We start from the raw sequence: 19,900 nt of genomic DNA, 5'->3' as shown, positions 1-19,900 counted from the left end.
ATGTTCGAGTTCAATCTCCCAGACCTCGGTGAAGGGGTCGCAGAGGGTGAGGTGCTGACCTGGCGCGTCTCGCCGGGCGACGCCGTCACCGAGGACCAGGTCCTCGCGGAGGTGGAAACCGACAAGGCCGCCGTCGACGTGCCGTCGCCGGTCGACGGCGTCGTGCAGGAACTGCACGCCGAGGTCGGCGAGATGGTGCAGACCGGCGAGGTGCTCATCACCATTGCCGAAGAGGGCGACGCCGAAACGGCCGACGCGGCGGCCAGCGATACAGACGAAGCCGAATCGGCAGGAGCCGACACAGAGGAGGCAGACAGCGCTGCGAGCGAAGCCGCAGCGGCTGACGAGCAGTCGGGTGCAAGCACAAGTACGGCTGATGGCCGCGTGTTCGCCTCGCCGAGCGTCCGTCGACTCGCCCGTGAGAAGGGCGTCGACATCGCGGCCGTCGACGGAAGCGGACCGGGCGGCCGTGTCACAGAGGGGGATGTCGAGGCGGCCACAGCATCGGCCGACGAGGCGACTGCCAGTGACGACAGCCCTACGTCGGTCGTTTCGAAGGCGTCCGACGACGGGGACAGTCCGACCGCAGCGGTTTCACAGGTCGACGCGGGCGACACAGACGACGGGACCGCTGTCAAGTCAGCCGTCAAAAGCGTCTCCGGCGACGGACAGGAAGCCGCCAGTCGCGACCAGACGCTGGCGACGCCGGCCACCAGAAAGGCCGCCCGCGAACTCGACGTGAATATCGACGCCGTCCCGACCGACCAGACGCGGGACGGTCAGCCCTACGTCGACGAGGCCGCCGTCCGGACGTACGCGGAGGCCCAGCAGGCTGCACAGGCGGCTGATGCCGAAGCTGTCAGCGCCGAAGGTGGTGCGGCGGGAACGGCAGCCGAGGCGGGCGGCGCTGGGGCCGAAACGACAGCCGTCGAGACAGGCGACGGCGAGCGCCGCGAACCGTACCGTGGCGTCCGCCGGTCTATCGGCGAGCAGATGGCGCGCTCGCGTCGAGAAGTGCCCCACGCGACCCACCACGATCAGGTAGTCGTGTCCGGCCTCGTCGAGGCCCGTGAGCGACTCGCGCCACTCGCCGAGGAGCGCGATGTCACGCTGACGTACACACCGTTTGTGGTGAAATGCGTCGCCGCGGCGCTGGACAAGCACCCGGTGCTCAACACGGCGCTTGACACCGAAAACGAGGAAATCGTCTACAGGGATGCCCACAACATCGGCGTGGCGGCGGCAACCGACCACGGGCTTGTCGTCCCGGTCGTTAACGACGTGGACGGGAAGGGGCTGGTCGAACTCGCCGGCGAGGTCAACGACCTCGTCGGGCGGGCCAGAGAGCGAGACATCGAGCGATCAGAGATGCAGGGCGGGACGTTCACCGTCACGAACTTCGGCGTCATCGGCGGCGAGTACGCCAGTCCGATCATCAACGTCCCCGAGACGGCGATTCTCGGTATCGGGGCGCTGAAAGAGCGGCCGGTGGCCGAAGACGGCGAAGTCGTCGCGAAACCTACGCTCCCGCTCTCGCTGGCAATCGACCACCGTGTCATCGACGGCGCCGACGCGGCGCGCTTCGTCAACACGCTCAAGGAGTATCTGTCGGACCCGACGCGACTCCTGCTGGAGTGACTGCCCGGGTTCGCAACCGAAAACCAGACCAGTCACTGGAACGACAGGGCTCGTGATGCCCTCCACAAGAGACACGTGGGTCTGGTACGGGTTAGCCACGCTGTTTGTGCTGGCTCCGGGCTGTGTTGCCCTCTCCCGAGTCGGGATGGAACTAGTCATTTCGTCGGGGTCGGCCGGTGAGGGGAGTCTCGGAACGTTCCTCGGCGCGTTTGCCCTGACCGTCCTCGCCAGTTGGGCGGGTGTGCTGTTCAGCCTGCTTCTCACGGTCGGCCTCTTTCTCGACAGTCGACACCTCCGGCAGACCGACGGGGACTGGACCCCCACACCGCTGTATGCGCTCGCCGGCATCGCCCACGCCGTGGGGGCGACACTGCTCGCGGCGTTTGCGGTGTCAGTGCCGGTCATCGGGTACTACCTGTACCGACGGCGCAGGTGAGAGACGACAGCGAGCTGAAGGGCGATAGCTTTTCACGGACCCGGACGAGGCACCGCTATGGTCGTTGGAGATGTCACTACGGGAACGGAACTGCTTGTTATCGGCGGCGGTCCGGGCGGCTACGTCGCTGCGATCCGGGGTGCGCAACTGGGACTAGACACGACGCTTGTCGAGCGGGATGCCTACGGCGGGACCTGTCTGAACCACGGCTGTATCCCCTCGAAAGCACTCATCTCGGCCTCGGATGTCGCCCACGACGCCCGGCAGGCCGAGTCGATGGGCGTATTCGCGGACCCGGCCGTCGACATGGCCGGAATGACCGAGTGGAAAGACGGCGTCGTCACACGGCTGACACGGGGCGTCGAATCGCTGTGTAAGAACGCCGGCGTCAATCTGGTGGAGGGGACCGCCGAGTTCGTCGACGACGGGACGGTCCGGGTTGCCCACGGCGGTGAGGGACAGGGCTCCGAATCGCTGTCGTTCGAACACGCCATCGTTGCGACGGGGAGCCGACCGATGGCGGTCCCGGGCTTCGAATTCGACGGCGAGCACATCCTCTCATCGAAGGACGCGCTTGCACTCGAATCGGTCCCGGAGAAGCTGCTCGTCGTCGGCGCGGGCTATATCGGCATGGAGCTCTCGACGGTGTTCGCAAAGCTTGGTGCGGAGGTCACCGTCGTCGAAATGCTTGATGACGTGTTGCCCGGCTACGAAGACGACATCGCGACGGTCGTTCGGGACCGCGCCGAGGAGCTGGGTATCGATTTCAACTTCGGCGAGGCGGCCGACAACTGGGAGGAGACAGACGAGGGCATTCGCGTCCAGACCGTTGACGAAGACGAGGTGGTCACTGAGTACAACGCCGAGAAATGTCTTGTCGCGGTCGGCCGCGAGCCGGTCACGGATACACTCGCGCTGGATAACATCGACCTCCAGACGGACGAGAACGGCGTCATTCCGACCGACGACCAGTGCCGAACGGCGTTTGAGTCGGTGTTTGCAGTCGGTGACGTGGCCGGAGAACCGATGCTGGCCCACAAGGCGATGGCTGAGGGCGAGGTTGCCGCGAGAGCCGCCGCCGGTGAGCCAGCCGCGTTCGACCACCAGGCGATTCCCGCCGCGGTATTCACCGACCCCGAAATCGCGACCGTCGGGATGACTGAGTCGGAGGCCGAGGCGGCGGGCTTCGAGCCGGTCATTGGACAGATGCCGGTCCGAGCCAACGGCCGTGCGCTCACGGTCAACGAGAAGGAAGGGTTCGTCCGCGTCGTCGCTGATGCCGACGAGGAGTTCCTGCTCGGGGCACAGATCGTTGGTCCGGAGGCGTCTGAACTCATCGCCGAACTCGGGCTGGGCATCGAGATGGGCGCGCGGCTGGAAGACATCGCCGGGACGATCCACACGCACCCGACACTCTCCGAAGCGGTCCACGAGGCGGCCGCAGCAGCACGCGGCGAAGCGGTTCACACGCGCTGAGAACGTTCTGGGCTGGTTCGCGAAGGGCCATTATGTTTTAACACAACTCTGATACCGTTTATTATCAGAGAGTCATAATTTTGCGCCGTGCAAAAGGGTTATATTGTGGATTGAGTAAACTGTCGGTAAATAGGAACCGGTAACATATGTCTACTGATTCACAGCCCGACGACACTATCGCCCAGGCAATCATTTCGGGGTCGACGTACGAGCGACTCCGCTATGAACGCCACTCGTATCTCAGACAGACTGTCCCGCGGACGCTCGCGCTCCAGAGCGCCCTGCTTGGCGCGCTGGCACTGTTACTCCCGGTCTACGGGCTGTATCCGGACAGCACCGCGGCGTTTCTGCCATCGATTAACCCCGACCTCGCCTCGCCGAAAGTGCTGTTGCTCGGGGTATTCGGCGGATTCCTCCAGTTGTTCGGTGCGACATTACTCGTCGGGTCAGTTCTCTACCGGGTCCGGCTCGCCCCGCTGACCGAGCGACAGGCGCACGCGGCGCTCAACGCCGAGGACTTCGCGCGGTACGTCGGCCTCGGAACCGGCGGCCTGGCGATTGTCCTCTCGCTTTGCCTGTTCGCTGTGGGTCTGGGCGGCGGTGACGCAGTGTCCGCATACATCGCGTTCACGGGTCGAAACCCGTTCGTCGCCTCCGGGTTCGGGCTGTCAGTTGCGGCCGTCTCGCTGTTTGCCTTTGTCGCCAGCGTGACGGTTTTTTACGCCTCACGCTACCTCCTCGTTCACCTTGCGCTGTTCCACCGTAGCAGCGAGTGAGCGGGCTACGTGAGGTGTCGACACCGACGACCTGCGCCGACGCGGCTATTTTCAGGCGTGCGGACAACCGTGTTCACATGGTTACAAACGAGAGTGAGACGTTCGATATCGGTGGCGAACTCACGGTCCACCGGCTCGGCTTCGGCGCGATGCGGCTCACGGGTGATGATGTCATCGGCGAGCCAGACAACGAGACGGACGCTCACGCCGTACTGAAGCGGGCGGTGGAACTCGGTGTTGACTTCATCGACACGGCGGATTCGTACGGGCCGGGCGTCTCGGAGCGGCTCATCGGCGAAGCGCTCGACACCGAACGCGAGGACCTCGTCATCGCGACGAAGGGCGGCCTGCTCCGTAACACCGACGCGGACTGGCTGGCACACGGCGACCCGGACTACCTGCGCAACGCCCAGTTGTGCTCGCGGGACCGCCTGCAGATGGACCCTATCGACCTGTACCAGTACCACCGACCGGACCCCGACACGCCGTTCGAAGATTCGATTCACGCGCTCGCCGAGATGAAGGATGAAGGGTTGATCCGCCACATCGGCGTCTCGAACGTCTCCGTCGAACAACTTGACCGCGCCCGAGACATCGTCGACATCGTGACGGTCCAGAACCAGTACAACCTCAGCCACCGCGACGACGAGGACGTGCTGGAAGCCTGCGAGCGCTACGGCATCGGGTTCATCCCGTGGTTCCCGCTCGGCGCTGGCGACCTCGGCGGCGTCGACGGTATCGATGAGATAGCCCAGCGCCACGACGCCACGCCCTACCAGATCGCGTTGGCGTGGCTGCTGGGGCACTCGGACGTGACACTCCCGATTCCCGGAACCAGCAGTCTCGACCACCTCGAACAGAACGTGGCTGCAAGCGCCATCGACCTCACTGACGAGGAGCTGGCGCGGTTGTCCTGAATCACGGCACACTGCGGCGACACAGCGCTTGCCGATGACCACGGTTCTTTTGGTTCCCACCGCTGTACCCCGGGTATGACCACTGTTACCTTAGGTCCTGAGGGGACCTACTCACACCGCGCCGCACAGGCAGTCACCGACGACGATATCTCCTTCTCCGAGTCAGTGACCGCCATCGTCGAGGCCGTCGCCAACGGCGAGGCCGAGCGCGGCGTCGTCCCCGTCGAAAACAGCATCGAGGGCTCTGTCACCGAATCGCTCGACGCCTTCGCGGAGTACGACGTTGCCGTCGTCGAGGAGGTTATCACGCCGATCCGCCACGCCCTGCTCGCACAGGACGACTCGTTCTCACTGGTAGCCAGCCATGCACAGGCGCTGGCTCAGTGTCGCGGCTGGCTCGACGAGCACTACCCCGGGGTCAATGTCGAGGCCGTCGCGTCGACGGCCCGCGGCGTCGAACGCGCCCGTGGCGACGCTGACATCGCCGCTATCGGCCACCCCGAGAACGCGACCAACGGCACCGAACTGAAAGTGCTCGCCGAGGACATTCAGGACCGGTCCTCGAACGCCACCCGCTTCGTCGTCGTCGCCTCGAAGAGCGAGCGCAGCGAGGCCGGCGGCAAGACCTCCTTTATTGTCTATCCCGACGTCGACTACCCCGGCCTCCTGCTTGAACTGCTGGAGCCGTTCGCAGACCGCGACATCAACCTCACCCGCGTCGAGTCCCGGCCCAGCGGTGAGCGGCTCGGGGACTACGTCTTCCACATCGACATCTCGGCCGGTCTCTACGAGCAGCGCACGCAGGAGGCTCTCGCTGATATCGAGGACATCGCCGGGAAGGGGTGGGTCCGCCGGCTCGGGTCATATGACTCCAAGACGGTCGTCAACTGAGCCGGCGAAACACCGCCGGCCCCGCTTCAAGCGTTAAGTCCCGGGCCCGTGTACCCCCGTGTATGTCTGACCGCGATCCGTTCAGCGAAATCGAGCGCGCGTTCGATATGCTGGGAGAGCAGTTCGGCGTCGACATGGGCGCTATCCCGGTCGACGTCCTCGACAAGGGCGACGCCTTCCTCGTCCACGCGGACCTGCCCGGCTACGACAGCGAGGACATCGACGTCCAGCTTGTCGAGGACCGCAAGCTCACCATCAGCGCCACATCAAGCCAGGAGCGGGAATCAACCGACGGCCAGTACGTCCAGCGCGAGCGCCGTCAGCAGTCGCTGAGCCGGTCGGTTCGCCTCCCCGAAGCCGTCGACGACGGTGAGACCACCGCGAGCTACGACAGCGGCGTTCTCACTGTGCGGCTGGCGAAGGTTGGACACAACGAGGACGACGACGGGACAGATATCCCTGTAAACTGACGATGGTACTCGAACCCGGTACCGACGTACCGACGATCAGGGCGACGAACCAGCACGGCGACGCGGTCCAGCCCAACTTCGAGCAGCCAACAGTGCTGTACTTCTATCCGGCGGACGACACGCCGGGCTGTACGACGGAGACAGAACAGTTCGAGGAGCACGCACAGCGGTTCGAAGACACGGGCGTCTCAGTGTACGGCGTCTCGACCGACGGCGTCGAGAGCCACCGCGACTTTGCTGAAGCGAACGACATCAGTTTCGACCTGCTGGCCGACCCCGAAGGGCGACTGTGTGAAGCGTTCGACGTGCCACTCGTCGACGGACGGAGCCAGCGGACGACGTACGTTATCGCACGGGAGCGCGTCGTCGCCGTGTACGAACGAGTCGGTCCCGACGGCCACGCGGCGAGCGTCTTCGAAGACCTCGTCGACACTGGGCTAGTTAGCGCCGAGTAGGCCGCGACAGACGAAAATCGGACGACTGCGAGCTATTCTTCGATATCGATGGCCGGTCGGCCGGGACCGGATTTGCCGACGAGGTCGGGGTCCGCCTCCTCGGGTCCCTGCACGACCACGTCAGCGCCGAACTCCCGTTCGATGAGCCACGCGGCCCGTTCGAGCGCTGCCTGTTCGCGCTCGGGCGGGAGTTGCTCGTCGAGCGATTGTGCGCGGCCGGCCAGTTCCTTGGCGAAGTCCGCGGCCGCCTCGCCCTGCTCGCGCAGGTCCTCGTCCTGCATGACGGTCCCGACGACGTTGCCGTCAGCGTTCCGGGCGAGGTCGAGGACGCGGTGTTTCCACCCCGGTGCGATCGCGAGCGTGATGGTCTGCGGGTCCTCGATACCGACCGTCTCGACGATGTCGCGGATGTCTTCGCGAGTGTTTTCGACCAGCCGGCGCTCCATCTCGTAGTCGGCGGGGGCGTCGGCGGCCGGCCACTCGGCCTCGGCGATGAGGTCGTCATGGCCCAGTTCGGCCCACATCTCCTCTGCGGCGTGGGGAGCAACCGGGGCGAGCAGTTTCGCCGCCGTCGCCAGCCCGCGCTCGAAGGTGTCAGCATCGGGGGTGGTCGCCTCCTGATACCGGCGCAGCAGCGACACCAGTTCCCGGACAGCCTGCAACGCGTGGTTGAACCGAAAGTCCTCGAACTCCGCCGTCGCGTTCGCTGCCGTCGCGTCGATTTCGCGGGCGACGTAGTCCGCGATGTCGGCCCCATTCTCCGTGTCAGTGGCGGTCCCCGCCTCACCCTCCGCGTAGGCCGAAACCAGCGTGTACACGTTCTGGAGGAAGCTGTGGGCGGACTGTACACCTTCAGGACTCCAAGCGAACTCCTTCTCTGGCTGGGCGGCCTCCATGATGAACAGTCGGGCCGTGTCCGCGCCGTACTCCTCGATGATGCGCTGGGGTGAGACGCCGTTATCCAGACTCTTCGACATCTTGTTGCCGTCCTCGCCAAGCACCATCCCCTGGTTCGTGAGGTTGGTGAAGGGTTCGCGGACGCCATCAACCATGTCGAGGTCGTCAAGCACTTTCGTGAAGAAGCGGGCGTACAGCAGGTGCATCACGGCGTGTTCGATACCGCCGACGTACTGGTCGACCGGCATCCAGTCGCTGGCCCGCTCGGCGTCGAAGGGAGCCTCATCCATCTCCGGCGAGGTGTACCGCAGGAAGTACCACGAGGAGTCGACGAAGGTGTCCATCGTGTCCGTCTCCCGCACCGCGTCGGCACCGCAGTCCGGACAATCAACCTGCTTCCACTCCTCAGCGGCGTCCAGCGGGTTCCCAGTCGTGTGGACGAACTCCGGCAGTTCGACGGGGAGATCCTCGTCGGGGACCTCGACGTAGCCACAGTCGTCGCAGTGAATCATCGGAATTGGCGTGCCCCAGTAGCGCTGGCGGGAGATACCCCAGTCGCGGAGGTTGTACTCCGTCCTGTGTTCGCCGTCGAACTCCTCGACGAAGCGGTCGCGGGCCTCGGCGCTCGCCAGCCCGTCGAACTCGCCGCTGTTGACCAGCAGGCCGTCCTCGGGGTAGGCTGCTTCCTGCACGTCGATGTCTTCGGGGTCAGCGTCCGCGTCGTCGGTCGGTTCGACGACCTGCACGATGTCGATGTCGTGGTGTGTGGCAAACTCGTGGTCGCGCTCGTCGTGGGCTGGCACGGCGTACAGCGCTCCGGTTCCCACGTCGGTCAGCACGTAGTCGGCGACGTAGACAGGAATCTCCTCGCCAGTAGCGGGATTGGTCGCGTACTCGCCGGTGAACACGCCGGAAGTTACGTCCAGCTCGTCCTCGTCGGCCTGCTCTGCCGTCTCGATGTACTCCGCAACCTCGTCGTTCTGTTGGGCGATCTCCTGCGCGACGGGATGACCGGGAGCCAGCGAGAAGAACGTCGCCCCGTGGATGGTGTCCAGACGGGTCGTGAAGATGTCGACCTCGCCGTAGTCGCCGACCTCGAAGGCGACGCTCGCCCCCTCTTGCTTGCCGATCCAGTTACGCTGCATCTCCCGGACGTTGTTCGGCCAGCCCTCGAGGTCGTCTAAGTCCTCGAGCAGTTCCTCGGCGTAGTCGGTGATAGTGAAGAACCACTGGTCCATCTCGCGGGCCTCGATGGGCGTGTCACAGCGCCAGCACAGTTCTTCCTCGCCCTCGACCTGCTCGTCGGCGAGGACAGTCTCACAGGAGGGACACCAGTTCAGCTCGGCGGCCTGACGCTCGACCAGCCCTTCCTCGCGGAACTGTTTGAACAGCCACTGGTTCCACTGGTAGTAGTCGGGTTCACAGGTCGCGAGTTCGCGGTCCCAGTCGTAGCCAAAGCCCATCTCCGTGAGCTGGTCACGCATCGAGTCGATGCACTGCATCGTCCAGTCCCGCGGGTTGGTGTCGCGTTCCTCGGCGGCGTTCTCAGCCGGGAGGCCGAAGGAGTCCCACCCCATCGGGTGGAGGACGCTCTCGCCGCGCATCCGCTCGAAGCGGGCGTAAGCATCCGTGATTGTGTAGTTCCGGACGTGGCCCATGTGGAGGCTTCCGGACGTGTAGGGGAACATCGCCAGCACGTACTCCGGGTCGGTCTCGTCGTCGTCGATCCGGAACACGTCGGCCTCGTCCCACGTGCGCTGCCACCGGGGCTCGATCTCCGTATGATCGAACCCCCGCTCGCGTTCCTCACCGGTCGTGGTCATGATATCGGAACATCCGGCAGCGACCGTGCTATACCTTTCCCTTCGGGAGGGTATCAGGGTCCGCCGCACGAACGCACAGGCCAACGGGTGTGAGTCCGGAGCGCTGCCTGCTTACAGAGCGGTAGCGTCGCCAGGGTCGACTGACCGCCCGCTATTCGGGACAGTCGACGTTTCCGATATCGAATCGGGCACCGCCCGACTCGCTCTCCGCTGCTGTGACCGTCCACCCCTGGTCAGCGGCGACCCGTCGGGCGACATAGAGTCCGAATCCAGTGTTCTCTGCGACAGCAGTGTGACCCGCATCGAACACCCGTTCCGGTGGTTCGACATCGATGCCCGGGCCGTCATCTGCGACGAAGAAGCCGTCTGCCGTCAGGCCGACGGTGACGGTGACCGACGGTCCGGCGTGTTCAAGCGCGTTCTGGAACAGTATCTGGAGCAACAGTCCGGCAGACTCCTGATCGGCGACAATACGGGTGTCCCCATCGAAAGTCAGGCATGCCTCACTGTCAGCGAGCGTGTCCCACACCTCTCGACTGAGACGGGAGAGCCACACGTGTTCTCGCTTCGGGACCTGTTCGATCTCGGCGTGCTGGACCGGGCCATTCGGGTCACTCGTAGAGAGTTCAACGACGGTATCAATAATCGCAGAAATCTGGGACAGCGACTCGGCAATGTCGGCGGTCGGACCGTCGCAGTCAGCCAGCTCTTCGAGTCGCCCGTACGCGATCTGCAGTTCGTTTCGAAGCTCATGAGACGCCACGAGTGCGACTTTCACCATCCGTTCGTTCTGGCGGCGAAACGCGTGCTCGCGGAGCTTTCGGTCAGTGATATCTTGAGTGTGTCCGATGATACCCTGAACGTCGCCAGTGGAATCGTACCACGGCATCTTTCGGGTGCGAACGTACGACGCATCAAGGTCGAGGAACTCCTCCACTTCGACCCGGTCTGTTTCCTCCTCGATAACGTCCATCTCATCACGCAGGGCCGCTCTCGCGTGTTCCTCGGCCAGTTCCGGGACTTCGACGTCGGTGAGCCCGAGCCGGTCGGTTGGCTCGTTGAACCCCCGGCCCAGCAGGACGTGTCGGGCCTGATCGTCTTTCGCATACAGGTGGTCCGGCAGTTCGTTGAACAGGGAGAGTAACAGCGTCTCCATCGGGGACGGTGGGCGTCCAGCGACAGTCGGTGGCTCGGCACCGAGGCTATCCCGGACGGCCTCGGCGACGGCGTCTTCGAGACGTGCCGACGGCTCAACGGCCGTCACCTCGAGGGTATCCGGGACTGCTTCCGGGTCCTCGCCAACAATGATTACCGGCAGGTCGGGAAACAGCGTCCTGACGCCGTACGCGATATCGGTTCCGGACTGGCCATCGACTGTTTCGGGCAGTACGAGCGCGTGGAACACCGAATGGGTGAGCGTATCAAAGAGGTCCGTGAGGTCCGACAGGTACGTGATCGAAGCCGGTGTGTCAGCGAGGGCAGATTCAAGAGTGGCGGTATCCAGCCCGTCGGCCGTGACGACTAAGACAGGTTTGCTACCCATGGTGCGTTCCCGGTGGGCAGATCATTGCATGCGGGAGATTGTCACTGTTTCGGGCGTTTCGACGTGCAAAGGCTGTTCAGGCAAATCAGTTCAGGAACTGTGCTGAACGCTCCAGCTTCAGCCAGTTCCGGTCAGGCCAGACGAAACGAGAGCGTTCGAGTCGGCATGAGCGGTGTACGCAGATATTATCGATAGTGGCGACCGGTCTCTGTAACGGCGTCAGCGATACGCCGATGTGCCGCGTGTCGAGCAGATATCGTCGCCAGCACGCCGACCGGAAGCGCTGCTACCCACACAAGATTTTTGCCGGACTCGGCAGGTGTCAGGAATGTATGGTACACTGCCCTGATTGTGAGACCTCGCTCGAAACGGCCGACGACATCGAGTTCGTCGAAGTGGACGCGACCACCGGGTTTATCAAAGCCTCCAAGCGCTTCTACACTGCCAACTGCGCGGCCTGTGGCGTTACTATCGGTAGCGGCGTCGCCGGCGCAAAGTCCAACGGAGGTGCAGCCTGATGGTGCACTGCCCGGAATGCGAAGCGGAGATGGCCGACCCGGACGACGTGGAGTTCCTCGACATGGAGTCGACGACGGGCTTCTTTACGGCCTCGAAACGGTTCTACCTCGTCGCCTGTGACAACTGCGGGGCTGCCATCGGCAGCGGCGTCGCCGGTGCCATGTAGCCGCCGGGCCTAGGCTTATACACGTTTCAGCGAAAGAGACAGTATGGCAGCATCACCTGACGACGAGACGGAAGACAGCGGACGACTGCCGGCACCGCTCCGATCGGTCACGCCAGGGTCGCGGCCCCACCGCGACGAAGGGATGGACGTGTTCGGTTGGGGAGTGTTCCTCGGCCTGCTCGTCCTATTGATGCCGCTCCTGCCGTTTATCGTCATCGTCTGGGGCATCTCAAAAGTGACCGACATGCTCACGCCTTCGCCGTAATCAGGAGGTCTCGGTGTCGACGAGTGAGAACGCCGTTCCGTCGCCATCGTCGCTCGCGTTCTCATAGACGACGTGTGCGGCCGCGACGTCCTGGATAGCCAGCCCCGTCGAGTCAAAAAGCGTGATTCCGTCGTCGTCTGTCCGCCCCGAGAGCGTGCCCGCGACGATGTCGCCGAGTTCCCCGTGGAGGTCGGTATCGGTCAGGGTACCCTCGCCCCACGGGACGTTGATTTCACCGGAGTGGGTACACTGCTCGTAGTTGTCGATGACGAGTTTCGCGTCGAGGAGCGTGCGTTCGCTGTGTTCCTGCTTGCCGGCGGCGTCGGCCCCGATGGCGTTGACGTGTGTGCGCTCGCCGAGCCACTTCCGGTCGACGATAGGCGACTCGACGGGCGTAATCGTCGACAGCACATCACAGCCGGCGGCGTCCTCAATGCTGCCCGCCCGCACGTCGAACCGGTCGGTGAACGTGTCGACGAACGCCTGCTGTTTCTCCGTGTCCCGGTCGGCGACGACCACCGTCTCGATGTTCCGGACCGCCGAAATAGCGTCCAGTTGCGTGTACGCCTGCGTGCCGGCCCCGACCAGACCAAGGGAGTCCGCGTCGGCGACAGCGAGGTGGTCGGTGGCGACGGCGGCCGCCGCCCCGGTCCGCAGGCGCGTCAGGACTGTACCGTCCATCACGGCCAGTGGGAACGCCGTCTCGGGGTCCGAGTAGATGAGCGTCCCGAGGACGGTCGGCAAGTCGTGGTCGCGGGGGTTGTCCAGATGGACGTTGACCCACTTGACCGCGGCGGCGTCCCACGTTTCAGCGTTGACGTAGGCCGGCATCGACCGGAAGTCGCCGTTGTACTGCGGCAGGTCGATGTAGGACTTGGCCGGCATGATGGTGTTCTCCCTGGCATCGGCGGCGAAGGCCGCGGCAACCGCGTCGATGACTGCCGGCATCGTCGCGTGGTCCTCAACCGCGTCCGCGCCGAGAAGCAGCGTCTGCATACAGTATGTTGACACTCAACGATATTTAGCCCTCCGCCGTCACAGGGGTTATATCGCCACACAACGAGTCACCAACATGCGTCGCGGGGTGGCGATTGCTGTGGTCTGTCTCTGTCTGCTGAGCGCCGGATGTACCGGTCTGTTCGGGGACAACGCGGCCGCCAGGGAGACGGTGACACCAGCCCCGGTCCCGACTGCAGACGCACCAACGAGTGCGGCACAACGCGCCCCGGGCGTCGTCGGCGACCGCGTCGTCAACGCCACCGCGCTCGGCCGCGCCCACGTCAGGCGGCTTTCGAACACCTCCTATCGAGTCCACCACACCAGGACCGTCATGAACGGCAGCGGCCTGCACAGGCGCGTCCGGACCCGTGCCAGCATCAGCGCGGGCTACGAGTCGTACACGGCCACCCGAACGATATCCGGACAGAGTGTGACAGCGCGTGAGATACACAGCACCTGGCGGGACGGTCGTGCGCTCAGACGGACGACCGTCAACGGGTCGACATCGACGGAAGTAGTCGCGGACAGCCGCGGTATCGGTGGCCCGCCCCGCTCACCCCGGGCTGCACTGTTCTTCGAACCCACGTTCAACGGGCGTCTCATAGCGTTGCTTTCCGCCACCAACATCACATCCATCCGCCCCGGCGACGAGGTCATCAAGCAACTGTACGGCGTGTCGTTGTATCGCATCAAAGGAACCGGGTCGGCCGACGGCAGCGCGGTTGCCACTCGTCCCGTCGACCGTGTGACGAACGTCTCCCTCTCAGCGACCGTGACGCCCAACGGCATCGTCCGGAGCTACGCGCTCCAGTACACAGTCGACAACGGAACGGATACCTACCGAGTGACCGAGATTCTCCGCTACAGCGACCTGGGAACGACGGACGTGGTGTTCGAAGACCGACGCCACCGAAACCGGACAACACGCCCTGAATGATTGGGGCGGCGGCTGGACACTGTCGAGTGACCGCTAAAACGAAGAGAGGCCCCCACCCGCTGTCACCAGTCCGTCCCACCAAACGGACCGGGACAATCGAAACTTCGCAGAGACACACCTAACTGTTTCTCCGGTTTCACGTCTCGATATCGGCGGTGTCACGACCTATCCGTAGCTGTGTGGAATTGGACTGTCGTCGGTCAAGAATATCGTCCGCAGGGCAGTCTGTTAGCGGTCAAAGCACACCCAGCGGGGCTGCTTCGGCGTTCGTTCGAAAAGTCTTCTTCCGGTCAGCTACAGTGCTCGCGGGTTACTGCGTTCCCGCTCGCGTATACGAGGTTCTTCGCGTTGCTCAGAACCTCGCGGTTCGCGGCTTTCGCCACTCACTATTCGAGGGCCCTCACTTCGTTCGGCCCCTCGCTTTGCTCACGGACTTCGTCCGTTCCGTTCGCTCGTTCGGAGACTTCGCTCCGCCCGTCTCCTACATCATGCCGCCCATGCCGCCACCCATGCCGCCCATGCCGCCAGGGGCGCCACCGGGGCCGCCGGGGCCGCCTTCGTCGCCGCCGGAGGTCGAAAGCTCGCCGGCAGCGATGATGTCATCGATCTTGAGGACCAGGTTCGCGGCCTCTGCAGCCGAGGAAATCGCCTGTCGCTTGGCGTGGGCTGGCTCGACGACGCCGGTGTCGAGCGTGTTCTCGACGTCACCGGAGAAGACGTTCAGGCCGGCGCTGACATCGCCGTCCTCGTGGGCGGCGCGCAGGTCGACGAGCGTGTCGATGCTGTCGAGACCAGCGTTCTCGGCGAGGGTGCGCGGGATGATCTCCAGCGCGTCGGCGAAGGACTCGATAGCGAGCTGTTCGCGGCCTTCGACGCTGTCGGCGTAGTCGCGGAGCCGGCGGGCGACTTCGACTTCAGGTGCGCCGCCGCCACCGAGGACGCTGCCGTTGGCAACCGTGGACGCGACGACATCGAGCGCGTCCGTGACGCCGCGTTCGAGTTCGTCGACGACGTGGTCGGTCGAACCACGGAGCAGGAGCGTGACGCCGTGGGCTCCGTCGCCGCTGCCCTCGACGTAGAACAGGCCTTCGGCGTCGTCGCGGGTGACAGAGCCGTGACCCAGGTCTTCCGCGCTCGCGGAGTCGAGATCGGAGACGATGCGGGCACCCAGAACCTCTTTGAGGAACTCGATGTCGGACTTCTTGGCGCGGCGGACGGCCAGAATACCCTTCTCGGCGAGGTAGTGCTGGGCCATGTCGTCGATGCCCTTCTGGCAGAAGACGACATCAGCGCCGGTGTCGGCGATCTGGTCGACCATCTGCTTGAGCTGCTCTTCTTCCTTGTCGAGGAAGTTCTGGAGCTGGCTCGGGTCGTCGACAGAGAGCTGCGCGTCGACTTCGGTCTCGTCGAGTTCGATGGCCGTGTCGACGAGGAGGACGTCGGCGTCCTCTGCCTCGGTTGCCATCTCTTCGTGGACCGGGTCCTTGTCGATGACCGCGCCTTCGAGGAGCTCGGAGTTGCCGGCGGAGCTGCCGGTCTGGGTCTCGATGTTGAGGTACTCAAGGTCGGCAATGACGGAGCCGTCCTCGGCCTCGACGGTCACGGCGTTGACCGCGTCGACGATGATCTGGGCGAGTAGCTCCTTGTTGAGCTCCGCGCCCTTGCCCGTCATCGAGGTTTCGGCGACCTTCTTCAGCAGTTCCTCGTCGTCGGGGTCGACTTCCGTAGCGATGTCGTCGAGTTCGTCCTTGGCCTGCGTGGCGGCCATGTTGAACCCTTTGATGATCGCCGTCGGGTGAATGTCCTGTTCGAGGAGGTCCTCGGCGTTCTTGAGGAGTTCGCCTGCGATGGCGACGGCGGAGGTGGTGCCGTCACCAGCCTCGTCTTCCTGTGTCTCGGCAACCTCGACAATCATCGAGGCTGTCGGGTTGTCGATGTCCATCTCCGAGAGGATGGTGACGCCGTCGTTCGTGACGGTGACGTCACCCATCGAGGAGACGAGCATCTTGTCCATCCCCTTCGGGCCGAGCGTCGAGCGTACTGACTCGGCGACCGCGCGAGCGGCCGAGATGTTGTGTTCCTGTGCAGACTTGTCCTTCATCCGCTGGGAGTCCTCTCCCAGGATGATCATCGGCTGGCCCTGCATCTGGCGTTGGCTCATAATCAAGCGAAGATTGCATGTGGTTCTATATAAAAGTAGGGGTTATAGGGCGCTCGCCGGTCACCGGTTGCCCAGGCCAGAACAGGTGAAATCACCCGACAGAAGGGGCACTAGCCGTTAGTAGTGGTAGCTGTTGGCACGCCTCACCAGAACAGCGTCGATCTGTTTATATATTCATTCGACGGGCTCAGTCCAGTGGACCGTAACCGACCCGACGACGAAAGCGTCCTTCGAGTCGGTGTTCCGCCGGAACTGAATCGTGTTCTCGCCGAGGTGGAGTCGCTCGGGCGCAATCGTATCCATCCAGAGCTGCCACCCCTCGTCGGGCGCGATATCGAACCCTGACAGCGGTTCGCCGTTGACCACGATTTCGTGGTTGAAATCCTCGACGTCGAACACCTGCATCTCGACGTACGGGTCCGCCGACGATGAGGTGGGGATGTTGAAGGAAACCGGATCAGTCGAATTCCCGGTGTATTCAGCCCAGGGAACGTCGAGCGAGTCCGCCGCCGGACCGAGGTGCTGCTGGAACTCACAGAGCGCGTAGTTGGCGCGACGTGACATACAGGCTACGTCTCTCCGGTGGCATAAAAATCAGTGGCCGGTCGACACCACACATGGCGGGAGAGAGCGGAGCGCCTATCAGGTGTCGGCTGTTGCCCATCGATATGGACGCTGCGCTTGGCCCGCCCGAGCAGATGGCCGAGCTCGAAGAGGACCTGACGCCGATGATGGCACAGTACTACGAGCTGTGCCGGCAGTACGACGACGCCTTGGTCCTCTTTCAGGTCGGGGACTTCTACGAGGCCTTCTGTGCGGCCGCGAAACGGGTCGCCCGGCTGTGTGAGATCACGCTGACTCAGCGCGAAGATTCGACCGGTGAGTACCCGATGGCCGGCATCCCAATTGACAACGCCGAATCCTACGTCGAGACGCTGCTGGACGCGGGCTATCGGGTCGCCATCGCCGACCAGGTCGAGGACCCCGACGAGGTCAGCGGCGTGGTCGAACGCGCGGTGACGCGAATCGTCACCCCCGGCACGCTCACTGAGAGCGAACTGCTGGGCGGGGCAGACAACAACTATGTCGCGGCTCTGACCGCGGGCGAGCGATACGGGCTGGCGCTACTGGATATCTCGACCGGCGACTGCTACGCGACCAGTGTCGGCTCGGAAAGCGCCGTTGCCGACGAACTCAGCCGGTTCGGCCCCGCCGAAGCCATCGTCGGGCCGGACGTCGACGTGGACCGGGACGCCGTCTTCGGGCCGGCCTGTCTGGTGACGCGCTACGACGCGGACGCCTTCGCCCAGGACCGCGCCGAGGACCGCGTGGGGCAGTACTTCGGCCCACCGGAGCGCCTGCTCGCCGGCGGCGCGGAGATCCGGGCCTGCGGCGGCCTGCTGGCCTACGCAGAGTACACTCGGGGCAGCAGCGGGGCAGTCGGCCCCGACGGCGAACCGGTCGACCCGGACGTGGACCCCGCCGGCACGCTCGACTACCTCAATCACCTCACGCGGTACGACCCGCGGGAGTATATGCTACTTGACGCCGTGGCTGTCGAGAGCCTCGAACTGTTCAAGCGGCGCTCAGTCCGGGGCCACGAGAACCGCACGCTGGTCGATACAGTCGATGAAACGGCGTGTGCGCTGGGGCGGCGGAAGCTGACCGACTGGCTCCGCCGGCCACTACTCGACGCTGACCGCATTGAGGCCCGCCACGGCGCGGTCGCGGAACTCCAGCGCGACCCCGCCACCAGAGAGGAGCTATCTGCCCTTCTGGCAGAGGTGTACGACCTCGAACGCCTCATCTCGCGAGTCTCTCGGGGCCGGGCAAACGCCCGTGACCTCCGGTCGCTGGCCGCCACGCTGTCGGTCGTGCCGGATATCCGTGACCACCTCGCCGACGCCGATGCCCGCCTGCTCGCGGACCTGCACGCGACGCTGGACCCGCTGGCCGAGACCCGCGAGGAAATTGAGGCGGCGATTCGCCCGGACCCGCCACAGCAGGTGACCGAGGGCGGCGTCATTCGCGAAGGCTACGACGAGGAACTGGACCGACTGCGCTCGACCGAGCAGTCCGGCAAGGAATGGATCGACGAACTGGAAGCGAGCGAGCGCGAGCGCACCGGCATTGACTCGCTGAAGGTCGGGCATACCTCCGTCCACGGCTACTACATCGAGGTGACAAACGCCAACCTCGATGCTGTCCCCGAGGACTACCAGCGACGCCAGACGCTGAAAAACAGCGAGCGCTACTACACGCCAGCGCTCAAAGAGCGCGAGGACGAGATTCTACGGGCCGAGAGCGCGGCCGACGACCTGGAGTACGACCTGTTCTGTGCAGTCCGGGACGAGGTGGCCGACGAGGCCGAGCGCGTGCAGGCGCTTGCCGACCGCCTCGCCCGACTGGACGTGCTGGTTTCGTTCGCCGAGGTTGCGGCGCAGTACGACTACTGCCGACCCACCGTCGGCAGCGACGGCATTGACGTCACCGCCGGCCGCCATCCGGTCGTCGAGCGGACCGAGGATGCCTTCATCCCTAACGATACGCATCTGGGGAGCGGGCCAGTCCCAGCGAGCAGAGACGGAAGCGACGACGGTGTCACCGCGGACGATATACAGCCCTTCCTCGCCGTCGTCACGGGGCCGAACATGAGCGGGAAGTCGACGTATATGCGGCAGGTCGCATTGATTTGCCTGCTCGCACAGTCGGGCAGTTTCGTCCCTGCGAAAGCGGCCGACCTCCCGATTCTCGACCGCGTGTTCACCCGCGTTGGGGCCAGCGACGACATCGCCGGCGGCCGCTCGACGTTCATGATCGAGATGACCGAACTGGCGACGATTCTGGACGCGGCGACGGAAAACTCGCTGGTCCTGCTGGACGAGGTCGGCCGCGGCACGTCGACGGCCGACGGGCTTGCTATCGCCCGCGCCGTGACCGAGTATCTCCACGACGAGGTCGGCGCGTACACGCTGTTTGCGACCCATCATCACGACCTGACCGCCGTCGCCGCGGCGCTGTCCGGCGCAACCAACCGCCACTTCGAGACCAGCCGCGAGGACGGCGACGTTCGCTTCGACCACGAACTCGCGCCCGGTCCCGCGGCGGCCTCCTACGGTGTCGAGGTGGCGAGCATGGCCGGCGTCCCCGACTCCGTTGTCGAGCGGTCGCGGGACCTTCTGGCGGATGCCGAGACGGCCGATACGGGCGTCGAAGCGACGAGAGAGACGGAGGTGGCGAGCGAACCTAGACCGGGGACAAGAGCTGACTCCGAGACGGATTCAACCGCCACGGAGACGACTGGTCCGACGGAGAACGGAGCAGCGTCGGCCCCGGCCGGTGAGGCGACATCGGATGACCACGCGCAGGAGGTATTTCAGACGAATGGAGCCGCCGCCGAGGATGAATTGCCGGAGTCAGTGGCACAGCAGTTAGCGTCGCTTGATGTCGCGACGATGACGCCGATAGAGGCGATGAACGCGCTCGCGGACTTGCAGGACCGGATCGAATAACAGCAGCGGTCAACTGTCG

18 protein-coding genes are annotated in these 19,900 nt (G+C 64.6%); 13 read left to right on the top strand and 5 right to left on the bottom strand.

The genetic code is table 11. From position 1 onward, the window contains the following. From RR_RS17115 to RR_RS17080, 8 genes are all read left to right on the top strand, one after another. On the top strand, positions 1-1,638 hold the full coding sequence (locus RR_RS17115) for a dihydrolipoamide acetyltransferase family protein (protein WP_011224531.1): 1,638 nt from the start codon (positions 1-3) through the stop codon (positions 1,636-1,638). A gap of 145 nt (positions 1,639-1,783) precedes the next feature. Continuing rightward, positions 1,784-2,074 (top strand): hypothetical protein, encoded by a 291-nt coding sequence (locus tag RR_RS17110; protein WP_004960602.1) that lies wholly within the window; start codon positions 1,784-1,786, stop codon positions 2,072-2,074. Between the two features lie 57 nt (positions 2,075-2,131). Next, positions 2,132-3,550, top strand: a complete 1,419-nt coding sequence (gene lpdA / locus RR_RS17105) for a dihydrolipoyl dehydrogenase (protein WP_011224529.1) — start codon at positions 2,132-2,134, stop codon at positions 3,548-3,550. Positions 3,551-3,696: 146 nt separating this feature from the next. Beyond that, positions 3,697-4,326: a hypothetical protein gene (locus RR_RS17100; protein ID WP_004960594.1), complete on the top strand. Its 630-nt coding sequence runs from the start codon at positions 3,697-3,699 to the stop codon at positions 4,324-4,326. 77 nt (positions 4,327-4,403) lie between these two features. Further along, the gene (locus RR_RS17095; protein WP_011224528.1) at positions 4,404-5,243 is read left to right on the top strand and encodes an aldo/keto reductase; all 840 of its coding nucleotides are present in this window, start codon (positions 4,404-4,406) and stop codon (positions 5,241-5,243) included. A 75-nt stretch (positions 5,244-5,318) separates the two neighbouring features. Continuing rightward, positions 5,319-6,134 (top strand): prephenate dehydratase, encoded by an 816-nt coding sequence (gene pheA, locus RR_RS17090; protein ID WP_011224527.1) that lies wholly within the window; start codon positions 5,319-5,321, stop codon positions 6,132-6,134. A gap of 62 nt (positions 6,135-6,196) precedes the next feature. Next, the gene (locus RR_RS17085; protein WP_011224526.1) at positions 6,197-6,604 is read left to right on the top strand and encodes an Hsp20/alpha crystallin family protein; all 408 of its coding nucleotides are present in this window, start codon (positions 6,197-6,199) and stop codon (positions 6,602-6,604) included. A 2-nt stretch (positions 6,605-6,606) separates the two neighbouring features. After that, a complete protein-coding gene (locus tag RR_RS17080; protein WP_004960583.1) occupies positions 6,607-7,059 on the top strand; it encodes a peroxiredoxin in 453 nt (150 codons plus the stop codon). A gap of 32 nt (positions 7,060-7,091) precedes the next feature. Here RR_RS17080 and leuS read toward each other — a convergent pair whose 3' ends face one another. Both leuS and RR_RS17070 read right to left on the bottom strand, forming a co-directional pair. Further along, positions 7,092-9,779 carry a leucine--tRNA ligase gene (leuS, locus tag RR_RS17075; RefSeq protein ID WP_004960580.1) on the bottom strand — a complete coding sequence of 896 codons (2,688 nt, stop codon included), beginning with the start codon at positions 9,777-9,779 and terminating at the stop codon, positions 7,092-7,094. A 151-nt stretch (positions 9,780-9,930) separates the two neighbouring features. Then, complete coding sequence (locus tag RR_RS17070; RefSeq protein WP_011224525.1) at positions 9,931-11,322, bottom strand: sensor histidine kinase; 1,392 nt, start codon at positions 11,320-11,322, stop codon at positions 9,931-9,933. A gap of 332 nt (positions 11,323-11,654) precedes the next feature. Here RR_RS17070 and RR_RS17065 point away from each other — a divergent pair, with 332 nt between their 5' ends. From RR_RS17065 to RR_RS17060, 3 genes are read left to right on the top strand one after another with little or no spacing between them, the layout of a single operon-like run. Then, the gene (locus RR_RS17065; protein ID WP_004960172.1) at positions 11,655-11,840 is read left to right on the top strand and encodes a hypothetical protein; all 186 of its coding nucleotides are present in this window, start codon (positions 11,655-11,657) and stop codon (positions 11,838-11,840) included. Continuing rightward, on the top strand, positions 11,840-12,007 hold the full coding sequence (locus RR_RS22550) for a hypothetical protein (RefSeq protein WP_004960176.1): 168 nt from the start codon (positions 11,840-11,842) through the stop codon (positions 12,005-12,007). Before RR_RS17065 ends, RR_RS22550 begins: the two co-directional genes overlap by 1 nt. Positions 12,008-12,050: 43 nt before the next feature. After that, on the top strand, positions 12,051-12,272 hold the full coding sequence (locus tag RR_RS17060; RefSeq protein ID WP_011224523.1) for a DUF7535 family protein: 222 nt from the start codon (positions 12,051-12,053) through the stop codon (positions 12,270-12,272). Here the strand turns inward: RR_RS17060 and RR_RS17055 are convergent, their stop codons facing one another. Further along, complete coding sequence (locus tag RR_RS17055; protein WP_011224522.1) at positions 12,273-13,268, bottom strand: alanine dehydrogenase; 996 nt, start codon at positions 13,266-13,268, stop codon at positions 12,273-12,275. Positions 13,269-13,344: 76 nt separating this feature from the next. Here RR_RS17055 and RR_RS17050 point away from each other — a divergent pair, with 76 nt between their 5' ends. Beyond that, positions 13,345-14,208, top strand: a complete 864-nt coding sequence (locus tag RR_RS17050; RefSeq protein ID WP_007187925.1) for a hypothetical protein — start codon at positions 13,345-13,347, stop codon at positions 14,206-14,208. Between the two features lie 481 nt (positions 14,209-14,689). On the opposite strand, the gene thsB is transcribed toward RR_RS17050, so the two are convergent. Together thsB and RR_RS17040 are read right to left on the bottom strand one after the other, a co-directional pair. Beyond that, positions 14,690-16,369, bottom strand: a complete 1,680-nt coding sequence (thsB, locus tag RR_RS17045) for a thermosome subunit beta (RefSeq protein ID WP_007187924.1) — start codon at positions 16,367-16,369, stop codon at positions 14,690-14,692. 174 nt (positions 16,370-16,543) lie between these two features. After that, complete coding sequence (locus tag RR_RS17040; RefSeq protein WP_011224521.1) at positions 16,544-16,933, bottom strand: DUF7383 domain-containing protein; 390 nt, start codon at positions 16,931-16,933, stop codon at positions 16,544-16,546. Between the two features lie 104 nt (positions 16,934-17,037). On the opposite strand from RR_RS17040, the gene mutS reads away from it, so the two are divergent. After that, on the top strand, positions 17,038-19,881 hold the full coding sequence (gene mutS / locus RR_RS17035) for a DNA mismatch repair protein MutS (RefSeq protein ID WP_049939073.1): 2,844 nt from the start codon (positions 17,038-17,040) through the stop codon (positions 19,879-19,881). Positions 19,882-19,900 lie beyond the last annotated feature (19 nt).

The sequence above is a fragment of the Haloarcula marismortui ATCC 43049 genome (assembly GCF_000011085.1).
In the GTDB taxonomy this organism is placed as follows: Archaea; Halobacteriota; Halobacteria; order Halobacteriales; family Haloarculaceae; genus Haloarcula; species Haloarcula marismortui.
This window is presented reverse-complemented; position numbering and strand designations above follow the sequence as displayed.

Bases quoted from the DNA above. Each gene is read 5' to 3' on its own strand.
- mutS (WP_049939073.1), top strand. From the start codon at position 17,038: ATGGACGCTGCGCTTGGCCCGCCCGAGCAGATGGCCGAGCTCGAAGAG.
- RR_RS17065 (WP_004960172.1), top strand. From the start codon at position 11,655: ATGGTACACTGCCCTGATTGTGAGACCTCGCTCGAAACGGCCGACGAC.
- RR_RS17070 (WP_011224525.1), bottom strand. From the start codon at position 11,322: ATGGGTAGCAAACCTGTCTTAGTCGTCACGGCCGACGGGCTGGATACC.
- RR_RS17060 (WP_011224523.1), top strand. From the start codon at position 12,051: ATGGCAGCATCACCTGACGACGAGACGGAAGACAGCGGACGACTGCCG.
- RR_RS17095 (WP_011224528.1), top strand. From the start codon at position 4,404: ATGGTTACAAACGAGAGTGAGACGTTCGATATCGGTGGCGAACTCACG.
- lpdA (WP_011224529.1), top strand. From the start codon at position 2,132: ATGGTCGTTGGAGATGTCACTACGGGAACGGAACTGCTTGTTATCGGC.
- RR_RS17085 (WP_011224526.1), top strand. From the start codon at position 6,197: ATGTCTGACCGCGATCCGTTCAGCGAAATCGAGCGCGCGTTCGATATG.
- pheA (WP_011224527.1), top strand. From the start codon at position 5,319: ATGACCACTGTTACCTTAGGTCCTGAGGGGACCTACTCACACCGCGCC.
- RR_RS17110 (WP_004960602.1), top strand. From the start codon at position 1,784: ATGGAACTAGTCATTTCGTCGGGGTCGGCCGGTGAGGGGAGTCTCGGA.
- RR_RS17040 (WP_011224521.1), bottom strand. From the start codon at position 16,933: ATGTCACGTCGCGCCAACTACGCGCTCTGTGAGTTCCAGCAGCACCTC.
- RR_RS22550 (WP_004960176.1), top strand. From the start codon at position 11,840: ATGGTGCACTGCCCGGAATGCGAAGCGGAGATGGCCGACCCGGACGAC.
- RR_RS17050 (WP_007187925.1), top strand. From the start codon at position 13,345: ATGCGTCGCGGGGTGGCGATTGCTGTGGTCTGTCTCTGTCTGCTGAGC.
- leuS (WP_004960580.1), bottom strand. From the start codon at position 9,779: ATGACCACGACCGGTGAGGAACGCGAGCGGGGGTTCGATCATACGGAG.
- RR_RS17080 (WP_004960583.1), top strand. From the start codon at position 6,607: ATGGTACTCGAACCCGGTACCGACGTACCGACGATCAGGGCGACGAAC.
- RR_RS17055 (WP_011224522.1), bottom strand. From the start codon at position 13,268: ATGCAGACGCTGCTTCTCGGCGCGGACGCGGTTGAGGACCACGCGACG.
- thsB (WP_007187924.1), bottom strand. From the start codon at position 16,369: ATGAGCCAACGCCAGATGCAGGGCCAGCCGATGATCATCCTGGGAGAG.
- RR_RS17115 (WP_011224531.1), top strand. From the start codon at position 1: ATGTTCGAGTTCAATCTCCCAGACCTCGGTGAAGGGGTCGCAGAGGGT.
- RR_RS17100 (WP_004960594.1), top strand. From the start codon at position 3,697: ATGTCTACTGATTCACAGCCCGACGACACTATCGCCCAGGCAATCATT.